The sequence below is a fragment of the Phreatobacter sp. GW821-FHT04C01 genome, from assembly GCF_059420385.1.
In genome coordinates this window covers 76,431-100,258 of sequence record NZ_JBWKTP010000014.1, presented here as the reverse complement: position 1 = coordinate 100,258, position 23,828 = coordinate 76,431, and the positions used below count along the sequence as shown (strand labels likewise).

Annotated in this window: 20 protein-coding genes and 1 tRNA gene; 4 read left to right on the top strand and 17 right to left on the bottom strand. The window is 68.1% G+C overall.

Features of this window, described 5'->3' with window-relative positions; translation table 11 throughout:
* Positions 1–2: 2 nt before the first annotated feature.
* The 8 genes from AC07WJ_RS34235 to AC07WJ_RS34200 form a co-directional block, all read right to left on the bottom strand.
* Positions 3–695, bottom strand: a complete 693-nt coding sequence (locus AC07WJ_RS34235; RefSeq protein ID WP_494939206.1) for a B3/B4 domain-containing protein — start codon at positions 693–695, stop codon at positions 3–5.
* Between the two features lie 11 nt (positions 696–706).
* The gene (locus AC07WJ_RS34230) at positions 707–1,618 is read right to left on the bottom strand and encodes a DMT family transporter (protein WP_494939205.1); all 912 of its coding nucleotides are present in this window, start codon (positions 1,616–1,618) and stop codon (positions 707–709) included.
* Between the two features lie 87 nt (positions 1,619–1,705).
* A complete protein-coding gene (locus AC07WJ_RS34225) occupies positions 1,706–2,518 on the bottom strand; it encodes an AraC family transcriptional regulator (protein WP_494939204.1) in 813 nt (270 codons plus the stop codon).
* A gap of 241 nt (positions 2,519–2,759) precedes the next feature.
* Positions 2,760–2,930, bottom strand: a complete 171-nt coding sequence (locus AC07WJ_RS34220) for a hypothetical protein (RefSeq protein WP_494939203.1) — start codon at positions 2,928–2,930, stop codon at positions 2,760–2,762.
* Positions 2,931–3,145: 215 nt separating this feature from the next.
* Positions 3,146–5,923 (bottom strand): autotransporter outer membrane beta-barrel domain-containing protein, encoded by a 2,778-nt coding sequence (locus AC07WJ_RS34215; RefSeq protein WP_494939202.1) that lies wholly within the window; start codon positions 5,921–5,923, stop codon positions 3,146–3,148.
* A 334-nt stretch (positions 5,924–6,257) separates the two neighbouring features.
* On the bottom strand, positions 6,258–9,473 hold the full coding sequence (locus tag AC07WJ_RS34210; protein ID WP_494939201.1) for an autotransporter domain-containing protein: 3,216 nt from the start codon (positions 9,471–9,473) through the stop codon (positions 6,258–6,260).
* A gap of 787 nt (positions 9,474–10,260) precedes the next feature.
* A tRNA-Leu gene (locus AC07WJ_RS34205) sits at positions 10,261–10,345 on the bottom strand.
* A 161-nt stretch (positions 10,346–10,506) separates the two neighbouring features.
* Positions 10,507–11,364, bottom strand: a complete 858-nt coding sequence (locus AC07WJ_RS34200) for a LysR family transcriptional regulator (RefSeq protein WP_494939200.1) — start codon at positions 11,362–11,364, stop codon at positions 10,507–10,509.
* Positions 11,365–11,591: 227 nt separating this feature from the next.
* Between AC07WJ_RS34200 and AC07WJ_RS34195 the strand changes: the two genes are divergently transcribed.
* On the top strand, positions 11,592–13,145 hold the full coding sequence (locus AC07WJ_RS34195; RefSeq protein ID WP_494939199.1) for an MFS transporter: 1,554 nt from the start codon (positions 11,592–11,594) through the stop codon (positions 13,143–13,145).
* On the opposite strand, the gene AC07WJ_RS34190 is transcribed toward AC07WJ_RS34195, so the two are convergent.
* The 4 genes from AC07WJ_RS34190 to wrbA all read right to left on the bottom strand — a co-directional run bounded on the left by AC07WJ_RS34190 (position 13,127) and on the right by wrbA (position 16,270).
* Positions 13,127–13,681 (bottom strand): DUF4287 domain-containing protein, encoded by a 555-nt coding sequence (locus AC07WJ_RS34190; protein ID WP_494939198.1) that lies wholly within the window; start codon positions 13,679–13,681, stop codon positions 13,127–13,129. The two genes, AC07WJ_RS34195 and AC07WJ_RS34190, sit on opposite strands and share 19 nt — an antisense overlap.
* A gap of 161 nt (positions 13,682–13,842) precedes the next feature.
* A complete protein-coding gene (locus AC07WJ_RS34185) occupies positions 13,843–14,493 on the bottom strand; it encodes an alpha/beta hydrolase (protein WP_494939197.1) in 651 nt (216 codons plus the stop codon).
* Complete coding sequence (locus tag AC07WJ_RS34180; protein ID WP_494939196.1) at positions 14,493–15,422, bottom strand: ring-cleaving dioxygenase; 930 nt, start codon at positions 15,420–15,422, stop codon at positions 14,493–14,495. Before AC07WJ_RS34180 ends, AC07WJ_RS34185 begins: the two co-directional genes overlap by 1 nt.
* A 248-nt stretch (positions 15,423–15,670) precedes the next feature.
* Complete coding sequence (wrbA, locus tag AC07WJ_RS34175) at positions 15,671–16,270, bottom strand: NAD(P)H:quinone oxidoreductase (RefSeq protein WP_494939195.1); 600 nt, start codon at positions 16,268–16,270, stop codon at positions 15,671–15,673.
* A 121-nt stretch (positions 16,271–16,391) separates the two neighbouring features.
* Between wrbA and AC07WJ_RS34170 the strand changes: the two genes are divergently transcribed.
* The 3 genes from AC07WJ_RS34170 (at position 16,392) to AC07WJ_RS34160 (ending at position 19,387) form a co-directional block, all read left to right on the top strand.
* Positions 16,392–17,312, top strand: a complete 921-nt coding sequence (locus AC07WJ_RS34170) for a LysR family transcriptional regulator (protein WP_494939194.1) — start codon at positions 16,392–16,394, stop codon at positions 17,310–17,312.
* 128 nt (positions 17,313–17,440) lie between these two features.
* Entirely contained in the window at positions 17,441–18,670 is a 1,230-nt protein-coding gene (locus AC07WJ_RS34165) for a GGDEF domain-containing protein (RefSeq protein WP_494939193.1), read from the top strand.
* A gap of 168 nt (positions 18,671–18,838) precedes the next feature.
* Positions 18,839–19,387 (top strand): DUF3617 domain-containing protein, encoded by a 549-nt coding sequence (locus tag AC07WJ_RS34160; RefSeq protein ID WP_494939192.1) that lies wholly within the window; start codon positions 18,839–18,841, stop codon positions 19,385–19,387.
* A 271-nt stretch (positions 19,388–19,658) separates the two neighbouring features.
* Here the strand turns inward: AC07WJ_RS34160 and AC07WJ_RS34155 are convergent, their stop codons facing one another.
* The 5 genes from AC07WJ_RS34155 to AC07WJ_RS34135 all read right to left on the bottom strand — a co-directional run bounded on the left by AC07WJ_RS34155 (position 19,659) and on the right by AC07WJ_RS34135 (position 23,773).
* A complete protein-coding gene (locus tag AC07WJ_RS34155) occupies positions 19,659–20,831 on the bottom strand; it encodes a YncE family protein (RefSeq protein ID WP_494939191.1) in 1,173 nt (390 codons plus the stop codon).
* Positions 20,832–20,960: 129 nt separating this feature from the next.
* Positions 20,961–22,157 carry an FAD-dependent monooxygenase gene (locus AC07WJ_RS34150; protein ID WP_494939190.1) on the bottom strand — a complete coding sequence of 399 codons (1,197 nt, stop codon included), beginning with the start codon at positions 22,155–22,157 and terminating at the stop codon, positions 20,961–20,963.
* Positions 22,158–22,167: 10 nt separating this feature from the next.
* Positions 22,168–22,416 carry a zinc-finger domain-containing protein gene (locus tag AC07WJ_RS34145; RefSeq protein ID WP_494939189.1) on the bottom strand — a complete coding sequence of 83 codons (249 nt, stop codon included), beginning with the start codon at positions 22,414–22,416 and terminating at the stop codon, positions 22,168–22,170.
* 123 nt (positions 22,417–22,539) lie between these two features.
* Positions 22,540–23,157, bottom strand: coding sequence for an exopolysaccharide biosynthesis protein (locus AC07WJ_RS34140; protein ID WP_494939188.1), 618 nt, complete (start codon positions 23,155–23,157; stop codon positions 22,540–22,542).
* A gap of 40 nt (positions 23,158–23,197) precedes the next feature.
* Positions 23,198–23,773, bottom strand: a complete 576-nt coding sequence (locus AC07WJ_RS34135) for an exopolysaccharide biosynthesis protein (RefSeq protein ID WP_494939187.1) — start codon at positions 23,771–23,773, stop codon at positions 23,198–23,200.
* Positions 23,774–23,828: the final 55 nt, after the last annotated feature.

Sequence of the window (23,828 nt, the reverse complement as noted above, 5' to 3'; positions counted from 1 at the left end):
CCTCAGAACACGAAGCGGGGCGTGGAGGGGTGCAAGCGCCCGGTCCTGGTGGTGATCGGCCAGGCCGCCTCCATCTCGGTGGCCAGCGTCGCCATCAGCCGCGCGATGTCCTCATCCGCGGTGTCGTGCAGCGCCTCCGCGACGACAAGCACGGCGGCGGTCTCGGCGCGGACCGCCGAGGTTCCGCTCTGCCGGTTGGTCCAGCGCCGCGCATGGGCTTGTCCCTCGCCGTCGGCGAAAATGATTTCGCCGGCTTCAGGATGCTCGATCTCGCCGGCGAAGGTCCGATAGGTCTCGCCGCCGGTGGCGGCGCGCACCGTAAGGTGATCGGCGACGCGAGAAACATCGAACACGGCGATCGGAATGGCGAAGGCCATCGAGATCGCGTTGCACAGGTCGATCAGCGGATGGATCTGCGGCAGCGCCTTGTCCTGCCGGAACCGCCGGAGCAATTGCTCGGAGGCGCAGCGATATTGCGTCGGCTTCAGCCCCATCTTCGAAAACGCCCGCCGCCAGGCCTGGATCTCCGGCAGCTCTCCTTCCGACTGCGTGGCGAGGCGGGTTTCGGCAATGGCGTTGAAGCCGGCGATGCGGGAGGCGACGGAGACATGCGGCGCGATCCCCTCGGCGAACATCGCGCCGGCGCCAAGGCCCGGGAACTCTTTCCAGATATCGGGGGCGTGACCGAAATGCATGATGGTTCTCCTCAGGCCCGCGACGAGCCGACACTCTGATCGACGGTGGCTGGCTTGCGCGACCAGCCGAGGCTCAGCACCGCCACGAGCACGCAGCCTATGCCGATCATCTGGTTCAGGCCCACCGGCTCGCCGAGCCAGGCGAAAGCCAGCAGCACCGCCGAGACCGGCGCCAGCGCGGTGAACAGCGAGGCCTCCGCGCCGCTCACCCGCGCCAGGCCGGCATACCAGAGCACGAAGCCGCCGACGGTTGGAACCAGGGCGTAATAGATCACGGCGGAAACCGCGCCGGAGCCGATCTCGACCATCCATGGTCGCTCGGCCAAAGCAGGGATCAGGGCCACCGCCAGGCCGAGGCCGGTCATCAGCGTGGATTGTGCCAGCGGCGCGATCTCGCCGTGCAGGCGCTTGTTGAGCAGGATGAACAGGCCCTCGCAGAGAACCGCCAAAAAGATCAGGCCATTGCCGATCCAGGACGACGTGCCGCTGGCCTCCGCCTGGACCGTGATCACCACCACGCCGAAGGTGGCCAGCGCCAGTGCCAGGAGCAGGAAGCGATGGGGGCGTTCGCCCAGCACCACGATGGCGATGGCAGCGGAGACCACCGGCAGGGTTCCGATGATGACGCCGGCATCCGCCGCCGACGTGTGGCGCAGCCCGAAAATCAGCAAGGTGGTGTAACCGACGCTGCCCGCCCCCGCCTGGAGCAACAGCAGCAGCCAGTCCCGCCGGCCCGGTCGCGGCCAAGCCGTTCCGGTCAGGCGCATCAGCACGACGAACAGCGGCAGGGCCAGCGCGAAGCGCAGCGCCGTCGCGGTGAAGGGCGGCAGCCCCGAAGCGATCAGCTTGCTCGCGATCACCGTGCTGCCGACCAGCGCCATGGCCAGCGCCAGATAGACGTAACCCTGCACCTGTCTCGACATGTCCTGCCTGTCCTCGTCATCGGAGGGCGGCAGAAAAGGCGATGGGGTGTGCGACGTCTTGAACGGGATTGCAGGCCCCGGACGGGCTCAGGCGACCGCCTGGGCATAGGCGCCGGGCGAGACGCCGTATTTGCGCACGAAGACGCGGGTCATGTGGCTTTGATCGGCAAAGCCGCCGGCCAGCGCCGCCTCGGCCAGCGGCGTGCCCGCCGCGATCAGGCGCCGGGCGACCGCGATCCGCCGCTGAACGAGATAGGCATGCGGCGTCAGCCCGGTTGCCGCGGCGAAGGCACGCAGCACCTGGAACCGGCTCAGGCCGCTTTCGCGCGCGAGGTCGGCGAGCGAGATCGGTGCCGCCGGATCGTCGTCGATGAGGCCCTGCGCCCTGGCCACGCCCTGCGGGATCGACGAGGGCCGGTCGCCGCCGACGCGCTCGCGCATCACTTCCGCCAGCAGCGCCAGCAGGGCCTCCTCACGGCCGACCGTGGTTTGCCGGTCGTCGCCGGCGGTCACGCGGTCGAACAGCTCCCGGAACCGGCGGGCGATCGCGGCGCTGCGGATCACCGGGTCGGAAAACTCGCCGGCCTCCGCCCTGCCCTGGGAGATGTCGCGCGCCGCCTCGGCAATGACGGCCGGATCGACATAGAGCATGCGCCAGGATCGGCCGGCATCGCCGATCGGCGCACCGTCATGGACCTCGCCCGGATTGACCGTGATGGTATCGCCGGCGCCGGCTTCGACCAGCCCGCGGCCGCTGGCCGAGAGCTGCGCGCCGCGTTCGATCACGCCGATGCCGAATTGCTCGTGGGTGTGCCGCGGGAAACTGTGGCGCGTCTCCGCCACGACAGCTTCGACGCCGGCCATGGCGCTGCGCAACATCATGAACTGGCGGTTTGCCATCCGATGGGTCTGTCCGTGTCGCAGAGGATGCCGGAACCGATGTCGCGGTCTCGGCCGCTATTGTAACGACCGGCGTCGGCGCTGTCTTCGGCATCCACAGCCAGTACGGCTGCGCAGTGATTTTGACCGATTGATTCCGGTGCAGATAAGTCGTGGGTGCCCGGGACGAGCCCGGGCAGGACGATGTGTTGAGTTCACGGCGAGCCGGAGCCGGCCCGCAATCGCAGTCTCGGCCAAGCCATCAGCGTCGTCCCCACACGGCGATCCGGAGGTTCGCCGTGCCCAGCCCCTCCTCGATCGCGATCCCGATGCGGCGGCCTTCCTGGCCGAACATTCCGAGCACAATAGGTGGGTTGATGAGCACGAGGAGCGCCGAAAAGAACAGCACAATGCGGGTCGGTGTCATCGTCAAGACTGTTCTCCGGCGTCGCTCCTCCCTCACCCATCCACAGAATGATCCTGTCAAATAAACCGCCAGTTCACGCGATCGCTCGACTTGAGGCGATCGCTTGGACATCGCCCGGGGCGCCAGGCCGATGGCTCGCGATCTCGCCGGCGAAGCGGTCATCGCCTCGACCGGCATGGGCGCTGCGCGGAGAGGCCCGATCGCAGCGAATATCGGTTCGCTTACCAGCTCTGTCTCAGCGCGACGCTTCCCCTGAGCGCGCGGTGCCGCTCGCCGACCTCTCCGTCGAGAGCGAGGGAGGCCGCGAAACCCTGTCGGAACCGGGCTTCGATACCGAGGGTTCCGAGCGCCGTGTGGGTCGAAGCCCTGGCGCCGAACACGGTGAAGCTGGAGCTGGCGAGCGCCTGGAACTGGGCGTCCGCCGCTCGCTGGGTGTTCGACTGCACGGCATAGCCCAGTTTCGAGAAGGCGATGAGATCGCCGCTCTCCGCGGAGGCGACGAGGGCATCGGCCCGGGCGCCGAGTTCCGCCCTGAGCGTGCCGGTGGTGCGGCCGGCATAGGCGAGCGCAAAGGCGCCGGTAGCCGGCGCCGCCCAGGTCTCGCGATAACCCGGCGCGACAAAGGCGATGGCCTCGGCCGCCGCATAGGGCGTAACAGCGAAGCGCATCATGCCGATGCTGCCGAGGGCGAAGCGGCGCCCCGCCTCGACCCGGCCGCCAAAGGTGTGGCCGATCATGCTCGAACGATAGGTTTCCCCGGCACCGAGAATGCCGGCCGTGCGCGTCATGTCGAAGCGGTTCCAGCCATAGGCCACGGCACCCGACAGGTAACCCGCTCCGAGCCGCGAGGACGCATAGGCACCGATCTGCAGGAAGTCGCCGGTGCCGCTGCCGGGCGAGCCGGGGCCGAAGACGGTGCCGCCGCCGGCCAGCGCGAAGCCGACGACGAGGCCCGGCGAGACCAGCTTGTCGGCACCGGCCGCCACGCCATAGATCGACGAGGCCGTGCCGGTCGCGCCGAGCCCCGCATCGGAGGCGGTGCGGGCCGCCTGGCCATAGGCCCGCGTCCAGATCGACCAAGCCTGCTCGACCTGCGCCGCGGGCGTGCGGGCAGCGCCGAGGTCGGCCATCTCGATGAGCGAGGAACCCGGCGCCGATGCCGTGCCGCCGCGCGAGCCGCCCATCGGGTCGAGCATCATGCCGAGGAAGGTCGAGACGCCGGCAAGACCCGTCGATTGCGGCACGGTGCCGGCTTCTCCGGAGAGCCTGGCGAGGACACGCGCGAGATTCGGTGCCGAATAAGACATGAACTGGTCGAAGGCGGCGGGCCCCACGCCGCCGCTGGCATCCATGCCGCGGTCGATCCCGGCGCCGACATTGCGGGCATTGGTCGAGCCGGCCCCTTGGAGCACCTGGCCGACACGGAAGCCGTTCACCGTCACGACGATGTCGTGGGTGCCATAGGCGACGCTCGCGATCGCCGCGGTATTGGCATCGAGCGCGAAAGTGCCGCTGACGCCGCCCGTGGCATTGACCAGCGTCTGGCTATAGCTCTTGAAGCCGGTCTGGCGGACCCGCAGGCCGCCGCCACCGAGCGTCACCATCCCCGTGACGGAGGCGACACCGTTCCTCTGCATGACCCAGGTGCTGCCGGCGGCAAGGGACAGATCGCCATTCACCTTCAACGTGCCGTCCTCCGGCGAAAAAAAGCCGCCCGACTTGATCGTCGTGTTGCCGATCGATCCGAAGCCGCTGAGTTCGCCGCGCTCGATCGTCACCGTCGCCGTGCCGGTCGTGTCGGCCGTCCGGAGCCAGAAGACCCCCGAACTCGTGATCGTCGCGGTGCCGGTGCTGCCGTAGACAGAGATCCAGCCATTGGCGGTGTTCGTGATCGTCGCGGATCCCGCCGTGCTGCCCCAGCCGAAAGACAGGAAATTGTCGTTGGTGATGGCGGCGCTGCCGGCGGTGCTCGAATCGAGGAATGAGAGAGAGCCCGTATTGGCAATTGTCGCTTTGCCGGCGGTGCTCGTTCCTGAAAAGTTAATAGCGTTGCTGGAGCTGATATTGGCGCCGCCGGCGGTGCTCGAATCGTAGAAATAGAAAATGCCGCTATTGACGATCGTGGCGCTGCCCGCCGTGCTCGTATTGTTGAACGCCGCGATGTTGGTATTGGTGATCGAGGCACCACCGGCGGTGCTGGACGCATAAAAATTCATATTGCCGCCATTGGTGATGGTGGCCGTTCCGGCACTGGCGGAGCCGGTGAAAGTAAGATTGAAAAGATAATTATTGCCGTTGACGATCACGGCATTGCCGGCTGTGCTGGAGCCAGCGAAATAGATCTGGCCAGTGCCAGTGATGTTTGCGGAGCCTGCGGTGCTGTTTTCAAAGAAGCTGACAGAGCTGCTGGTGATGATTGCGCTTTCGGCGGAGCTGTTCCCGTAAAATGACACACCGTAGAAGCCCGACGTGGTGATCGTCGCCGAGCCGGCCTTGCTGTCATTCAAGAAGACCACCTCGCCGGTGCCGGTGACGGTCGCCGAGCCCAGCGTGCTCGTCCCGTAGAACAGCAACGCTCCCTTGTTGACGAACGCGGCGGCACCCGCGCTGCTCGAATTGAGGAAGGAGATCGAGCCATTGTTGGTAATGGTCGGCGTTGCGCCGTTCACCACGATGCCCGCGCCGGTGAATTTGCTCACCCCCGTCATGGTGATCGAATAGGCGGGCGCGCCGGTTGCGAAGGTCCAGCCGTCGAAGGTGCGCCCCTCCGCGAGCGTCAGGGTGGTGACGGTCGATGCCCCGAACGTCGCCGTGCCGCCCGGCAGGCCCGCGGGCGACCAATTGCTCGCCTCGAGCATGTCGCCGGAGCTCGGTGTGCCGCCCCACATGCCGTCCTGCGCCATCGCCGGTGCGCCGGCGAAAGCCGTCGACGCCAGCAGCCCCAGCACCAGCGTGCGCCTGCGCGGACGGCGCACCGCCGGTTCCTTCCTCATCCTCATGGAATGCCCTACCCCCATGCACCCACCGGGCCCGGTACCGATATGCGCGAGGACCGTACCGAAATCGCGAAGACAGGTCTTCTCACTCCGCGCAAACTGCGCGGTCCGCTGAGCACATCCGCAGCGACTTGCCGTCACGTCCGCCGCCCGCCTGCCCTTTATTCACATAAATAATCTGTTCATTAAGAGGCCTGTGACGCGATCACCGGGCTCGCCGATCGCGAGAGCAACGAATTTTCCGTCTTGGACGGCAACGCCTCCCGGGGCGTCCGCGGATCTCACCATTGATCCGCTCAGGGCCGCGCTATGGGCGCAAGCCGGTTTCACCGGCCCCTCACCAGCTCTGCCGCAATCCGACGCTGCCGCGGAGGGAGCGATGATGATCGCCGAGTTCGCCGTCGAGGGCGAGGGAGACGCGGGTGCCCTGCCGGAAGCGGGCCTCGGCGCCGATCGTGGCCAGTGCCGTATGGGTCGAGGCGCGCGCGCCGAACACGGTGAAGCCCGAGCCGGTGACCTGCTGGAACAACGCTTCCGCCCCACGCTGGGTGTTCGACTGCACGGCATAGGCAATGCGCGAGAAGGCGATGAGGTCGCCGGTCTCGCCGGCGGCGATCAGGCTGTCGGCGCGCGCGCCGATCTCGCCCCGCAGCGTCGCGGTGGTGCGGCCGCCATAGGCGAGCGCGAAAACGCCGGTGGCGGGCGCGGTCCAGTTTTCCCGGTAGCCCTGCGCGACATAGGCGATGACCTCGGCGGCGGCATAGGGGGTCAGGCCGAGGCGGCCGAGGCCGAGATTGCCGGCCGCGAAGCGCCGTCCGGTCTCGATCCGGCCGCCGAACGTATGGCCGACGGGCCCGGAGCGGTAGGTTTCGCTGAGGCCGAGGGCGGCGACGTTGCGCGTCACGTCGAAACGGTTCCAGCCATAGGCGAGCGCCGCAGACACATAGCCGGTCCCGAGCCGCATGGAGGCATAGGCGCCGAGCTGGGCGAAGTCGCCGGTGCCCGAACCGAGCGCGCCGAGCCCGAAGCTCGTGCCGCCGCCGGCGAGCGCGAAGCCGACCAGCAGGCCGGGCGAGATCAGCCGGTCGGCGCCGGCCGCCACGCCATAAAGCGAGGAGGCCGTGCCGGCGGCGCCGAGGCCTGCGTCGGAGGCGGAGCGGCCCGACTGGCCATAGGCCTTGGTCCAGATCGACCAGCCCGCCTCGACCCGCGCGGCCGGCGCGCGGGCGGCGGCGATATCGGCCATCTCGATGAGCGAGGAGCCGGGCGCATCCGCCATGGCGCCGCGCGCACCGGCCATCGGGTCGAGCATGATGCCGAGGAAGGTCGAGGCGCCGGTGATGCCGGTGGCAACAGCGCCCGTGCCGGCCTCGCCGGTCAGCGCGTTCAGCTGGTTCGCGAGGGCGGCGCCGGTGAGGCCGATAAGGCCATTCCAGACGGCAGGGGGCAGCGCGCCGCCATTCAGCCCCCTGTCGATCCCGGCCGCGACGTTCTGCACGTTGACGCTGCCACTGCCATTCAGCGCGGTGCCGGCGCGATAGCCGTTGACCGTCAGCGTGACGTCGTTGGTGCCGTAGATCGCGCTGGCGCCGCCGCCGCCTGTTCCCGCGAGCGTAAACGTGCCGTTGACGCCGCTCGATGCGGTCAGGACGGTATAGGTCTGGGCCTGGAAACTCGTGGTCGTGAATGTCAGCTTTGCTCCGCCGAGCGTCGCCGTTCCGTTGACCGTCGTCAGGCTGGACGGCGTGAAGGCGTAGACGGAAGCGGAATTGAGGCTGAGCGCGCCGTTGATCGTCAGGTTGCCGGCCCGCAGTGTGCCGCCGGTGATCGCCGTCGCCGCATTGATCGTGCCGGAGCCGCCGAGCGTGGCCCCTGCGTTCACCGCGACCCCCGAGCCGCCAATCGCGCCATTCACGACCAGAAGGCCGCCATTGACCGTGGTGGAGCCGGCATAGGTGCCGGTACCGGTCAATGTGAGGCTGCCGGTGCCGGTCTTGGTGAAGCCGCCGGCGCCGCCCAGCGCGCCCGACAGGACGATCGCATTGCTCTCCGTGTCGATCGTGCCGCCGCCCGCAGCCATGGTCATGGTATTGGCGACGGTATAACTCCCGCCGAAGCGCAGGGTCGGGGTGCCGGAGCCGCCGCCAAGCGTGATGACACTGGTGCCAGCGGCGGTCGCCGACCCGAGCACCAGCGTTCCCGAGCGGATCAACGTCGAACCCGAATAGGTATTGGCTCCAGCGAGCACGGTCGTGCCGTTCTCCACCAGCACCGTGCCGTTGCCGGTGATGGCGGGGGCGAGCACGTAATTGCTCTCGGTGTGGTTGAGGACGAGTTGGCCGGTACCGGCCCCGAACTGCAGTCTCGCCACGTCGAGGGTGCCGGCGGCCTGGGCTGCGGACCCCGACGCGCCACCGATATTGACCGTGCCGGTCGAGCCGGCCAGGACAGCGATGTAGATGCGCCCGGTGCCGCCGGTGACGCGCACCGTGCCGCCATTGTCGACCGTCAGTGTGCCGACGCCGCCATAGCCGACCATCAGATAGAGTGAGTCGTTCCACAGGGAGTCGGCGCCGGTCACCTGCAAGGTGCCGCTGCCGCCGGCCACGCGGCCGAGCAGGCCGCCATAGCCACCGATGGTGCCGCCGTTCGAGATGACGGCGGAAGCGCTGCCGGACCAACCCACGACCGTATTCGAGACGGCCCCCAAGACATTCAGCGAGCTGCCGGCGCCATCGACGGTCATCGACCCCACGCTGCCAGCCTGCCAGCCGACGACAAAATAGGTGCCGACATTCACATCGGCGCCGTTCGAAACCCCCAGATGGCCGGTGCCGTAATGGCCGACCACCAGGGTGAGCTCGACATTCAAAAGGCTTCCGGCGCCATCGATGGTCCCGGTTCCGTTGCCGGTCGCCTTGTCGCCGAATGTGGTGGCCCGCTCGTTCGCATAGGCGCCGCTGAGCACGTTGAGCACGCCCTGCCCGGAATCACCGGTGATATGGCCGTTGGCCGCATTCCATCTGGTGCCTGCGCCGGTGATCGTCACGGTGCCGGACGAGCCGGCGAAAGTGCCCGACGTTACGAAGGAAGAGACAGTCGCGGCGGCTCCGCCTGATAGCGTGAACACACCTGTCCCGCGATGTCCGGAATAGAGATATTGGCTGTTCCATGTCGCGCCGGCGCCGCTGACCGTGGCGCTGCCGGTCTGGCCGGCGAGATCGCCGAGCGTCGCGGAATTGTGGGTGAAGGTCGCTCCCGACGAGACGCCCAGAGACGCGCCCGCGCCGGTGGCGCCGATCTTGACGATATCGGCCGCGGCGGTGCCGCTCGCGATGACAGGACTGACCGTCCCACCGGTTCCGATCACGACATTGGTCGCCGCGCCCGGAACCGCGTTTGTCGACCAGTTCGCGGCCGTTCCCCAATCGGATGTCGAGCCCTGCCAGACCGACTGGGCGAGAGCGGGCGCGGTGAGAACGGCGAAAACACTTGCGGTGACGACCAGGGAAGCGACCGCCGGGGACTTCAGCCCGTACACAACACGGCTCATCATGCACTCCCCGGGGTTGAGTTACTCTGGCACCACAATCACACGATGGACGTGGCAAATGTCAAGACGGCCGACGGTTCTTTTCACAAGTCCGTCGAACAAAATACCGCGTGACGTAAAACGGTATCTTGGAATGTCTCAATATCGTTTGGCTCAAGGACTGTAACGAGCCGCCAAATCAACTAGATATCGGCGAAATGACCGAAGCTGACGTAACTGACGATGTCGATGTCGCCGGCAGGATAGCGAAAAATAGCGTTCGGAACGAAGATTCCACTCGGAATCACAAAGGATTAGGTTCCACTCTCGAAGATCATCCAACCCTGGGCGACCGCGCGGAAGGGCGATGTCGGCATGGCGCCCGTCGGAGCAAAATGCAGCGGAATGGCACACCCGTTGCGGGATATCGCTGCCCGGACTCGCCCCGGTTGGTCGGTGCCGAACGATCGCCGGTCGCCGTGGTACTGCCGACGCTGCCCTAGACATCGGTCCGCGCCATCGCGGCGAATGGGGTCGCGGCCGCCGCCGCTGGCGGCAGAACCCGCATCGGCACCCGCGCGCCCGAAAGACGCAGCGACGAACCATCCCCCCACCCGCATGCCATGCCCCGCTTGCCCCGCGCAGGGCGACAACCAGCCCGTGCGCAACCACACGCTACGCAGGTCGTGCGGGGGCTGCGTCTCATTTTGTGCAGAGACCTATGGACACCTTGCCGCACCCGAAACGCAGGCGAACGCGCCCGAGGGCCGCGGTGCGGGATTCGTGAATGCGTTTGCGAGCGAGGTCGTGGTGCCCCCTGCCGGACTCGAACCGGCACGCCCGAAGGCGAGGGATTTTAAGTCCCTTATGGCTACCAGTTTCATCAAGGGGGCCCGCTACCCGTCTAGCTGTCGTTGACCGTCGCGACAAGTCACGAGAGCGACGCCGGGCTTCCGGATGGCCGGGCTGTGCCGATGCGAGCCGGTCTCAGGCTTTCGGCGTCTCGCGGCTGTTGATCGCGGCGTCCGACGTCGCGGCCCCGTACCTGCAAGGGTCAGCCGGCCGAGGAGCGGTGCTCCCGGAAGGCCGCGGCGAGCGTGCGCAGCGCATCGCGCGACTTGGCGTCGGAGAGCGTCGAATGCAGCACGATCTCCGATGACGGCAGCGCCGGCAGCCCGAAACGCCGGCCGACGTCGACCGTGCCCGACGGCGCGACGCGGCAGGAGAACACCGAGACCGCCAGGCCGGCCGAGACCGCCGCCATGACGGCCGAGGATCCGCCGCCGAGAAAAACCTCGGTCCAGGCGATGCCGGCGGCATCGAGCACGCGGGTCGCGATATCGCGCACGCCGCAGGCCGGCGCCAGCGCGGCAAGCCGCAGCGGCTCGCCCTGGCGATGTTCGAAGCCGGGCGCCGCGAACCAGGCGAAATGCTCCGGCCCCAGCACCTCGCCGTCGCGCCGGTCATCCTCGCGGCGGATGATCGTCGCATCGAGCTCGCCGCGGTCGAACGCGTCCAGCAGGTTGCGCGAATTGTCGAGCTGCACCTCGATGGTCAGCGCCGGATCATGGGCGTGCAGCCGGGCGAGCAGGGTTGGAACCTCCGGCCCCATGACATGGGCGGCGATGCCGAGCGCGAAGCGGCGGCGCGAGGAGGACAGGCCGGCGAGCGCACGCTCGTGGGCCGCCAGGAAGTCGCGCGCGGCATCGAGGAACAAGGCACCGCGGGCCGACAGCCGCACCAGCCGCGGCGTCCGCTCGATCAACCGATGGCCGAGCCGGTCTTCGAGCCGCTTCAGCTTGACGCTGATCGCCCCTTGCGTGGTGCCGAGCGCCTCGGCGGCACGGGTAAAGCTCTGCAGATCGGCGATGGTCACGAAGGCCTGGACCGCATCGACATCGAGCGAGGTCATGATCGACATCCAAAATTGTTGTCTCTGAAATAGTCAGTCATCCAATTCAGCGATGATCAAGGCGACACTATGTTGCGCCTTCAACGCAACGGGCGGACCGGCCCAAGAGCCCGGGGACGGCGCAATCGCAGAGGTGGGCATTCTCCCGGGCGCCGGCAATGCCGTGCGTCCTCGCTCTCATCTCGCGATTGCACCGCCGCCCGCGCCGACACCGAAAGACCTGGATCATGAATCATGCCTTGCCGGGCCGAAGCGCGATCGCGCTGGCCGCCGTCTGTCTCTCCTCGCTGATGTTCGGCCTGGAAATATCCAGCGTCCCGGCGATCCTGCCGACCCTGGAACAGGTGCTGCACGCCGACTTCAAGCAGCTGCAGTGGATCATGAACGCCTATACCATCGCCTGCACCACCGTCCTGATGGCGACCGGAACGCTGGCCGATCGTTATGGCCGCAAGCGCGTTTTCCTGATCGGCATCGTCGCCTTCGGCGTCACCTCGCTGATCTGCGGGCTGGCCCAGGATGCCACCTTGCTGATCGCCGCCCGCTTCCTCCAGGGCATGAGCGGCGGCGTGATGCTGATCTGCCAGGTCGCCATCCTGTCCCATCAGTTCCGCCAAGAGCGCGAGCGCGGCGTCGCCTTCGGCCTGTGGGGCGTCATTTTCGGCATCGGCCTCGGTTTCGGCCCGATCGTCGGCGGCGCGATCGTCGCGCTGTCGAACTGGCAATGGGTTTTCCTGGTCCACGGCGTGCTCGCGCTGGTGACCCTCGGGCTGGCCATCGCCGGTGTCGTCGAATCGAAGGATCCCGACGCCGGACGCCTCGACGTCGCCGGCATCACGACCTTGTCCGTCTCAGTCTTCAGCCTCGCTTATTTCATCACTCAAGGGCCGGATCTCGGCTTCGCCAGCGCCTCCGCCCTCGCCATTCTCGGTGTCGCGATCGCGAGTTTCATCGCCTTCGTCGTCGCGGAGAAGATCAGCCCGCGTCCCATGTTCGACGTCTCGGTGTTCCGCATCCGCAGCTTCTCGGGCGCCCTGCTCGGCTCGGCCGGCATGAATTTCAGCTTCTGGCCGTTCATGATCTATCTGCCGATCTATTTCCAGGCCGGCCTCGGTTATGACAGCGTCGCCACGGGTCTCGCCCTGCTGGCCTATACGCTGCCCACCCTGGTCATGCCGCCTTTGGCGGAACGGCTCGCGCTTCGCTACCGGCCGGGCCTGGTCATTCCCGCCGGCCTGTTCACCATTGGCCTCGGCTTCATCCTGATGTGGTTCGGCAGCGCGGCCGCTCAGGCGAGCTGGCTGACCATGCTGCCCGGCTGCCTGCTCGCCGGTGCCGGCCTCGGCCTGACCAATACGACGGTCACCAACACGACCACGGCATCGGTGCCGGTCGAGCGCGCCGGCATGGCCTCGGGCATCGACATGAGCGCCCGCATGATCTCGCTTGCCGTCAACATCGCGCTGATGGGCGTCATCCTGGTCGAAGGCACGCTGTCTCACCTGCGCGGCGCGCTGCCCGGCCTCGACGCGGCCCAATTGCGCCATCTGGCGGAACGGGTCGCCGCCGGCAACCTGACCGCCGCCACCCAGGCTGCCGCCGATCCGTCATCAGTGGCTGCGAGCGCCGGCCTCGTCCACCAGGCGCTGGTTCACGGCTTCGGCTGGGTGCTGCTGTTCGGCGGCATCGGCATATGGGTGCTGGCGGCGCTGAGCTTCATCGTCTTCGGAGCGGCAGCGCCGGCCCGGTCGCCGACGCCGTGTCAGCGCGCCTCGTCATAGGCGCGGCGCAACCACTCCATGAGCTCGGCATCGACCTGCGCCGCGTCCGTCAGGCGCACACGGTGGGTGACCATGCTGTTCCATGAACCGGCGGCCGCGAAACGCGCGGTCGCGTCCGCCCTCTTGCGCTTGATGCCGATATCCATGTGCCCGGCCGCGGGCGCCACGATGGCGAATTTCTTCTTGGCCCGCACCAGGCTGGCGTAGCCGTCGGTCGGCGCCACGGCGACGTCGTCGCCGAAGGCCCTGACATCACGCAGCAGGCCGTCGAAACATGATTGCCAGACCGCCTTGCCGCCGGCGAACAGCCTGGCGATGCGGTCGTCCGCGGCGCCACGCGGTTCGCCATCGGCCTTGAGCAGGGCATAGATCGCCATCGCATGGCCGCGCCCGAGTCCGAAATCCTGGGCGAGCCAGGCCACGACATCGCCGGCCTTGGCGCCCGCGAGCCCCTTTTCGGCCGCCAGCGCCCTGAAATCGTCAGGACCTTTGCCGGTCTTGTCCTTGATGGTGTCGAGATAGGCTTGAAACGACATGGCATTCCCCCGGAGACGACCGGCAACCTGCCCCAGCCGGTACCCGGCGCCAAGCCCGCGGCCGATCGTTTCCCCAGCGATGGTCATGTCTGTCGCGGGCGCGGCAACGAAGCGTTCCGCGCCCGCTCGGAGGCGATGAGGCATGGCAGGCTCGGCCGAAATTATCCGGCCTTGCCGCCATCCAGGACACCGGCGATCAGCCGCCTGACCTGGCCGATCTCGTCGTCATTGATGGTGTGGCCCATGCCCGGATAGATCCGCTCGACCACCTCGGCGCCGAGGGTTGCCAGCACCCGGCTCGTCTCCTTGACCCGGGCGAGCGGAATATGGCCGTCGACATCGCTGCAGCCGAGGAAGACCGGCGTGCCGTCGAGCGTGCCGGCATAGTCACGCGGCGCGCCCTCCGGTCCGATCAGGCCCCCGCTCAGGCCGGCCACGCCGCCGAAACGGCGGGCGTTGCGCGCGGCATATTCGAGCGCCAGGCAGGCTCCTTGCGAGAAGCCGGCAAGGATGATGCGCTCCGGCCCGAACCCCTGTTGCGCGAGCCCCTCCACCGTGCTGCCGACGATACCGAGGGCACGTGTGAGATACGGCTCGTTCTGGGCAAAGGGCGCCAGGAAGGACTGGGGGTACCAGCTGTGGCCCGGCGCCTGCGGCGCGAGATAGGCGAGGTCCGGCTGCGCCAGCACCTCGGCCAGCGACAGCATGCCCTCGGCGGTCGCGCCGCGTCCGTGCACCAGGATCATGGCGGCCCGGGCGCGGTGCAGCGGAGCGCCGGCGCGGGCGACGTTCAAGGTCTGATCGATGGCCATCAGGCTGTCTCCAGCGGGGCGAGGATCGTCTCGAGGTCCTTGCGGCGCGGTTCGAGGAATGCGGGCAGCTTCAGGTCCTGGCCGAGCGTGGCGAGCGGCTCGTCGACGGTGAAGCCGGGGACGTCGGTGGCGATCTCGAAGATCACCCCGCCGGGCTCGCGGAAATAGACCGAGCGGAAATATTGCCGGTCCTTCTGCTCGGTCACCTGCAGGCGATGATGGGCGCCGAGCTTGCGCGCCATTTCGGCCTGGTCGGCATCATCGACCGCGCGGAACGCGACATGATGCACCGAGCCGCGGCCCATGGCGCCGCGAGCGCCACCCTTGACCTGCCTGATGTCGACGATGCCGCCGGCCGCCTCGCTGCCGCGATAGCGGATGAGATCGCCGTCGCGGCCGGCCTCGCTGAAGCCGAAGACATCGGTCAGCACGGCGCCGGTGGCGGCCGCCGTCTCGATCGCCAGGGTGACGCCATGGAACCCCCTGATGGCATGCTCGGCCGGAATGTCGTCACGCGCCCAGCCGGGTTCGGTTTCGGCGCCGGCGACGCCGACGAGCGCCAGCCGCATGCCGTCGGGATCGGCGAAGCCGAGCACCGGCTCGCCGAAACGCTCGACGACGGCGTCATGGGCGACGCCCTTGTCGGCGAGGCGCCGGGCCCAGAAGTCGATCGAGCCGGCGGGCACGCGAAACCGCGTCTCGTCGGTCAGGCCGACGCCGGCGCGGCCGAGACCGGCATGTTCCCAGGGGAAGAAGGTCAGGATGGTGCCGGGATGGCCGGCCTCGTCGCCGTAATAGAGGTGATAGGTGCCGGGATCGTCGAAATTGACCGTCTTCTTGACGAAGCGCAGGCCGAGCGCGCGGACGTAGAAGTCGAGATTGCGATGGGCCGAGCCCGAAATCGCGGTGACGTGGTGAATGCCGGACATGATCAGATCCTTTCCGTCCCGTCGTCCATGCGACGGGGCAACGCTGTTGATGGCGCTGATATTGACCCGGGACGCAGGAAAGACAATCGGCACAAATTTGCAGACACTGTCTACGATTAGATGACAAACGGCCTATGCCGCGCCGCATCCGACAGCGACGGCCCCAGGCGGCATGCCAAACGAGAAAAGGCGCCCCTGGAGACCAGGGGCGCCTTCGATGCGAGAGAGCGGAGAGGAGAAAGCGGGCTCTATCCGCGCAGACGCGCGGCGATCCCGGCGACATGGCGGCCCTGGAAGCGGGCGCCGTCGAGTTCGACGGCGGAGGGCTGGCGGCTGCCGTCGCCGGCGGCGATGGTGGAGGCGCCATAGGGCGAATTGCCCATCACCTCGGAAACGCCCATTTGCCCCTGAAAGGAATAGGGCAGGCCGACAATGACCATGCCCAGATGCAGCAGCACCGGATGGAAGGTGAGAATGGTCGATTCCTGGCCGCCATGCTGGGTCGCCGACGATGTGAACACCGAGCCGACCTTGCCGACCAGCTTGCCCTGCGCCCAAAGGCCGCCGGCCTGGTCGAGGAAGTTCTTCATCTGCGCGGTCATGTTGCCGAAACGCGTGCCGGTGCCGAAGATGATCGCGTCATAGTTCGGCAGTTCGTCGATGGTGGCGATCGGCGCGGCCTGGTCGAGCTTGAAACCGGACTTGCGCGCGACCTCCTCTGGCACCAGTTCCGGCACCCGTTTGATGGTCGCCTCGGCGCCCGCCGCGCGCACGCCCTCGGCAACCGCCTGGGCCATCGTTTCGATATGGCCGTAGGACGAATAATAGAGCACCAGAACCTTGGTCATCGCTGTCTCCGGATTGAACGTTCTGGCACTATTGACACGCTCCTGAATGACGACAATCTGCTATTTCATGGCAATAGCGTCTCCAATCTGGTGACAATTGCGCGACCATTCCGGCGGCACCATGGATAAGCTGAGCAGTATCAAGGCCTTCACCAAGGTCGTCGACCACGGCAATTTCTCCGAGGCCGGCCGCGAATTGCGGCTGTCGCGCTCGGCGGTCAGCAAATATGTCATCGAGCTGGAACGCGAGCTCGGCGTCCAGCTGCTCAACCGCACCACCCGCAGCGTCAGCCCGACCGACAACGGCCAGGCCTATTACCGGCGCTGCCTCGCCATCCTGGCCGATCTCGAAGAGGCGGACATGGCGGTGACCCAGGCCCAGGTCGAGCCGCGCGGCACGCTCCGGGTCAATGCGCCCATGTCGTTCGGCACGCTGCATCTCGGCCAGGCCATCGCCGATTTCATGGGCCTCTATCCCGAGCTGACCATTCAGCTCGTGCTCGGCGACCATTTCGTCGATCCGGTGCAGGAAGGCTTCGACGTCACGCTCCGGATCGCCGATCTCGCCTCGTCGAGCCTGATCGCCCGCAAGATCGTGCCGGCCCGGCGCGTCGTCTGCGCCTCGCCCGACTATCTGGCGCGCCGCGGCACGCCACGCCACCCGAACGACCTGCGCGACCACGATTGCCTGACCTATGATCACCTGGCCACCGGGACGCAATGGAAGCTGTCGGGACCGGATGGCGATCACTGGATCCAGGTCAGCTGGACGCTCTGCGCCAATAATGGCGAGGTCCTCGGCGACGCGGCGATCAAGGGCCGGGGCATCGCGCTCCTGCCGACCTTCCTCGTCGGCCCGCATCTGCAGGCCGGGCGGTTGAGCGCCATCCTGACCGACTACAAGGCGCCCGACCTGACCCTTTACGCGATCTATCCGCCGACCCGCCACCTGTCGGTCAAGGTCCGGCTGTTCATCGACTTCCTGGTCGAACGTTTCGGCGGCCGGCCATCCTGGGACAAAGCTGATGAGGCGGTGGCCTGACCCAGCGTTCCCGCCGCGCAATACCGGTGCATCACATAACCGCATACCGCCCCGGCGGCACGATCCCCTTGCGGAAAGCCCGAGAATCCCGGCCTCTTGCCCGCGTCTGACCTACGGGAAATTCCGCTATGGCAAGCGGCTCGACGAGCCTGCACCTCGATCTCACCACACTGCTGTTCACGTCCTTGCTGGTCACGCTCACGACCGGCGTGCTCTATGTGCTCGACGCCGTCAGGCGCGGTGACGTTCTGTCCGGGCGCTGGTGGAGCCTTGCCTTCGTCGCCTCGTCGCTGGCCTCCTTCACCTATATCGCGGCGGCGCAGAGCCCGGCCTTCGCCTGGGCCTATGCCCTGGGCAATGGTCTCGCCGGCACGGCCACCGCGCTGATCTGGGTCGGCGCCCGCAGCTTCAACGGCCGCCCGCCGCTGCCGCTGGTCGGCCTGGCCGGCCCCTGGCTCATGGCCGGCGGCACGCTCATGGCCGACGCGCCGCTCGACGCCTGGAGCGGTGCCACCAGCTTTCTGCTGGTGATCGCGGTCTATGCGCTGGCCGCCGCCCACGAATTCTGGCGCGCCAACGGCACGCGCCTGCAGAACCATCTGGTGCTGGCGGTGGCCTGCGCGGTGAGCGGGCTGTTTTATGCGGCACGGGCCGCGGCCCTGGTCGCGCTCGGCCAGGACCACCCGGTCTTTCTGAGCTATTTCGGGCCGGAGGTCGCCTCCACCGTCGTGCTGCTGCTGATCGTCATCCTGACCTTCAGCCTGGTGGCGCTCGGCAAGGAACAATCGGATATCGCGCTCTATCGCCTGGCCACCCGCGACGCGCTGACCGACGTGCTCAACCGGCGCGAGTTCGCGCGCCAGGCCGAGCTGATCCTGCGCCGCCTCGCCTATGAACGCGCGCCTGTCGCCGTGCTGCTGCTCGACCTCGACGAGTTCAAGGCGATCAACGACACCCATGGCCATGCCGCCGGCGACCTGGTCCTGGCGCGCTTTGCCGCGGTGGCAACCCGCTGCCTCAGGCCGACCGACCTCTTGTGCCGCTATGGCGGCGAGGAATTCGCCGTGGTGCTGCCACGCGTCTCCTTCGACCAGGCGGAGATCGTCGCCGAGCGCATCCGGGCGACCACCGCCGGCCTGGTCGTGCCGAGCGGCAAGGCCGAGCTGCGGCTGACCACCAGCGTCGGCCTGGCCTTTTCGCCGGCCTCGGCCAGCGATCTCACGCACTTGCTCCATCACGCCGACACCATGCTCTACCGGGCCAAGGCGGAAGGCCGCAACCGGGTCGTCAGTTGTGCCCGGGACGTCGGGCCGGCGGCGGAGGCGGCGCTTCCGGCCGCGCTGCCGACCGTCGCCTGAGCCATTCGTTCGACCGTGCCGCCCCCCGCAACATCCCGGATGTCGCGGCGCGTCAATCGACGGCACCTCGCTTTCACCGCTCCGATTGAACTAGTGTCGTCTCACGTCGTTTCGCTCTCGCACCGTCGGCCTTCACACCTTCCCTCGCCGCATCACCCGGGACCTGCCATGCCAGCCAAGCGAATGCTCGCCCTGACTTTCATCGTCGCCGCGATCAGCCCGGCGGCTGCCCAGAACACCGTCGAGTTCCCGGCCCGCCGGCCCGGCCAATGGGAAATCCGCATGGACCGGGCCCAGATCCCGGGCGCGCCCGAGATGATCGTCAAGACCTGTGTCGATGCGGCCAGCGACCGCCAGATGATGCAGGCCGGCATGAACATCCTGCAGCAGAATTGCGAGAAGCGGGAGATGCGCCGCGAGGGCACCGGCATCGTCATCGATGCGATCTGCCAGATGGGGCCGATGCGCATCACCTCGAACACAGTGATATCGGGCGACTTCCAGGCGACCTATTCGGTCAGGTCCAATGCCACCGTGCTGATGCAGGGCCAGACCAATCCGCAGACCAGCTCGACCGTGCAGGAGGCCCGCTGGGCCGGCGCCACCTGCACCGACGGCATGGTGCCCGGCGACATCATGATGCCCGGCGGCCAGAAGATGAACATTCGCAACATGCCCGGCACGGCGCCGACCGCCCCGGCGCCACGGACGCGGTAAGGGCGCGAATGGCGAATGCGGATGAAGCGTAAAGCGCAGTGAAATCAACCCTCTCCCAAAGGGAGAGGGCGGCGGCGTCAGCTGCCGGGTGAGGGGTTGTACCGTTCAGGTTGAGGCGCTTTTAACCGCCCCCGAAGTCCGCGCCCCCGCATCATAGCCGCGACTTTTCTCAGCGCTCGCGCCCCTCACCCGGCGCCTGACGGCGCCACCCTCTCCCTATGGGAGAGGGTTGATCGCGCAGCCCGTCGCATCATGCCCTATTCGCCACTCGCTATTCGCCCCTACCTCCCGGCCGCTCCGCCGTGCGCATGCCGGCCGGGCCGCCTTCGACGGCGACGCGGGCGATCTCGCGCAGGCGCCGGCCGTTGAAGTCGAACACCTGGATGTCGCGTTCGACCATGTTCTGCACCATCAGGCGCCGGCCATTGGCCGACCAGACGATGCCCTGGGACCACTGGCCGATGGGGGCTTCGGCCACCCTGGTCAGCGTGCCGCCGCGGACCTGGAACACGATCACCTTGCCCCGCTCGGCGTAGAACGGCGAGGAGCGTGGCTTGTTCGAGCCATTGACCAGGCCGACCGCCACATATTGGCCGTCGGGCGACATCTTCAGGCCTTCCGGCGTCTGGCCGACCGACACGGTATTGATCACCCGCGCCGGACTGGCGCGCAGGTCGATCACGCTGATCGTGTCGGCATCACCCGCGCCGGGACCGATATTGGCGACCACGGCGACGTCGCCACGGGCGGCGACATCGATGCCATAAGGCCTGAGGCCCGCGCTGATGTCGCGCCTGGTATATTCGACCTGGCTGCCGTTCACCGACAGCACCGAGATCTTGTGGTCGTTGTCGCGGGTCACCAAAGCGCTGCGCCCATCGGGCGTGAACACCGCGAGGCTCGGTCCGGAATTGGCCTCGCCGAGCGCGATCTTGGGCCCGACCGTCACCGTCTTGCCGGCAATGGTCAGCACCGACACCGTGCCTTCCGAACGGTTGGCGACGAGCGCCAGCGTGCCGGCCGGATTGATCGAGACGCCGGCAGCCCCACGTCCGACCTCGAGCGTCGCGATGACGGCGGGCGGCGTCGCCTTCAGGTCGATCACCGTCAGCCGGTTGTCGGGCACGGTGGCACGCGGATTGGCCGGGTCGATCCGCATGGCCGAGGTGACCAGAGCCAGGCTTTCGTCGGGGGTGACCGCCACCGACTGGGGCGGGCCGACGACGCTCGCCGGCGCGCGCACGGTCGCCACCACGCGCGGCGCGCCGGCGGCGAACGAGATCACCGACACCGTGTCGGGCGGCGGGTTCTCGACCACGGTGACGACCCCGTCGACCAGGCGGACCTTGCCGTCATTGGCGGAAACAGCCAGCTGCGCGCGGGCGCCCATCGGACCCGTCACGAGCATCAGCGCCGCGGCGCCCCAGATCACCGGTCGTGCCATCCATTCCTCCCCTGCGCGCAACCGTCATCGCGGGTCGCGTCATCTTGCGACGGAAAGGCTAGCCCGCATCGGCGTGGCGGGCATGTCGGGCGGAATACCCACCCGCGCGTGCATCGCATTGCGCCGAATTCAGGTCTGGAAGCGGTAGATCCAGTCGTAACGCGCCACCAATTGCCGGCCTCCGGCGAGCCGCATCGCGGCATCGCGCGCCCAGGCGATCGGACCCTCGAGGTGATAGATCCGGCCATTGGCGCGGGCGCCGCGCTGCACGGCGACAACCCGCTCGCGTCTTGCCCGCTCATAGGCGCGAAAGGCCGCGCCGGGGTCGTCCGGCCGCGCCGCGAGCGCCTTGGCCAGCACCGCGGCATCCTCGATCGCCATGGCGCCGCCCTGGGCCAGGAAAGGCAGCATCGGATGAACCGCGTCGCCGAGCAGCGTCATCGGCCCCTGCCCCGGACCGAACCATGTCTCCCGGTCGGCGAGCGACCAGGTCATCCAGCTGTCGGGCGCCTCGACGAGCGCACGCGCCTCCCCGGTCCAGCCCTTGAACCGGGGCAGCAGCGCCGCGCGGTCGCCGCTGCCGCTCCAGCCAGCGCGCGGCACAGGATCGGTGACGACCGCGACCAGATTGAGCGCCTCGCCGCTGCACACCGGATAATGCACGAGATGGGCGCCGGGCCCGAGCCAGAGCCCGAGCCGCCGGTCGGATATCCCCTTCGGTACCCGTGCCCGCGGCAGCATCGCCCGCCAGGCGGTGCGCCCGCGATAGGCCGGCGGCGCGCCGTCGCCGATGAGCGCCCGTGTCGCCGACCAGAGGCCGTCGCTGCCGACCAGCGCGGCGCCGCGCTCCTCGCCCCGGCCGCCCGGACCAGCGGTCGTGACCCTCACGCCGCCGTCGTCATGCACGACCGCCTCGATCGTCCGGTCCATGGCGATGCTGATGCCGGGATCGCGCACGGCCGCCTCGACCAGCACGGCCTGCAGATCGGCGCGATGCACGGCCCACCAGGGTGCGCCATAACGCGCCTCCATCGTGGCACCGAGGTCCGCCGCCGCCAACACCCGGCCGTCGCCGCCCGCCCTGACATCCATGCCTTCGGGCGTCACCGCGACCCGGGCGAGTGCCTCGCCGAGCCCGAGCCCGACCAGGATGCGGCTGGCATTGGGAGTGATCTGGATACCGGCGCCGACCGCCTCGAAGGCTGTGGCGCGTTCCAGGAGCCGGACCTGGAAACCCGCGCGCGACAGGGCAAGCGCGAGCGTCAGGCCGCCGATGCCGGCCCCCGCGACGATGACCGTGCGGCGCCCGGCCGGTGAGCCCGTCATGGCCTGGGGATCAGGCGTCCGCCAGCGTCTGAACGAAGGCGCCGGCCGGCGCCGTCTGGTCGGCATGCAGCTTGGCGTCGAACTTGTAGAGGGTCGAGCAATAGGGGCAGATGATCTCGCCGTCCGAGCCCATGTCGAGGAACACATGCGGATGGTCGAACGGCGTGCGCGCGCCCATGCACTGGAATTCCTTCACGCCGATATGGATGACCGCGACGCCCTGGTCGTTGGCGAAATGGGGCACGACATGATCGGCCATGGGTCGGATCCTCCAGGCAATGGGCAGGTGCGCGACCTTAAACCCGCCGCGCCGCCAATAATCAAGTGACAAGTCGGCGGGGCCGGACTTCTCGATCGGGCCGGGCCTCAGCCGATGAGCCGGTCAGCCGATGAGCCAGGCCGCGCCGGCGATCACGCCGCCGACGATGACCACGACCAGCAGCGTCGCCAGCAGTCCCAGGATATGGCCGAGGCCGACCAGCAGTCCGTCTTCTTCCAGGAACCCGACGGACATCACCAGAAGCGCCACGCCGGGCGGAAAATTGCCGATCCAGGACAGCGGCAGCGCCAGCACGACGCCGAGCAGCACGAACATCGCGCCGATCAGCATGCGCATCAGGCCGCGCGTCATGAACACCGCGCGCGGCTTCGCCACGGCTTCGAGCTTCTCGATCCAGGGAATGGTCCGCTCGATCATCGAGGCGGTCTCGGCGCGCGGCAGGCTTCGCGCGGCGACGAAGGCCGGCAGCCAGGGATCGCGCCGGCCGATCAGCATCTGCAGGCCGACAATGGCGATGACGACGCCCGATATGGTCGAGACGCCGGGAATCATCGGGATGATGTTGGGCAAGGCGAAGATCAGCACCAGCAGGCCGAAGGCCCGGTCGCCGAGCGCCTGGGTCACCGTTCCCAGCGGGATCGAATCACCTTCGCCGAGCCGGGTCAGGCCGCGAAAGACCTCTGAGGTCCGGACGGTCGGTTGATCGGCAGCCAGGTCCACGCGCGATATCTCCTGAGGCGGTTGAGTGCGGCGGCCGCGATCAGAAGATCGCCAGCGCGCCGGCGAACACGGTATAGCCTATTCCCGCGCCGATGGCGGTCGCGATGGCCGCGAGCAGGAAGCCGCAGACCACCAGCACGCCGTCCCGCTCGGTCAATCCGAGCCCGAAGACGCAGAGCGCGAGGCCTTGCGGCATCGAGCCGATCCACGGGATCGGCACCAGGATCAGCAGCACCGCCAGCACCAGGACGGCGACGCCGACCGCGCGCCGGGCGGTCGGACCGGCGGCCAGCCCGAAGCGCGGCCGCGTCAGCGTCTCGAGCTTCCTCAGCAGCGGCATGGTGCGGTTCATCACCGCCGTCAGCTTTTCGCGCGGCAAGGCGGTACGGGCGATCCGCTCGGGCAGCCAGGGCACGTCGCGGCCGACGACGATCTGCAGCGCCAGCAGGACCAGGACCAGGCCGGTAATGATCGGCAGGCCCGGAATCGGCAGCAGGTTGGGCAGGCCGAACAGGATCAGCGAGAGGCCGAAGGCACGGTTGCGCAACGCGGCCAGGAGGTCGCCGATGGTGATGGTGGCGAGGATATCGGAATGCGTCGACGTCTGAGCCGACATGAGGGAAGAGATAATTTGCGACGTCTTTTCGGGCGCGCTGGTCACGATAGGTTCT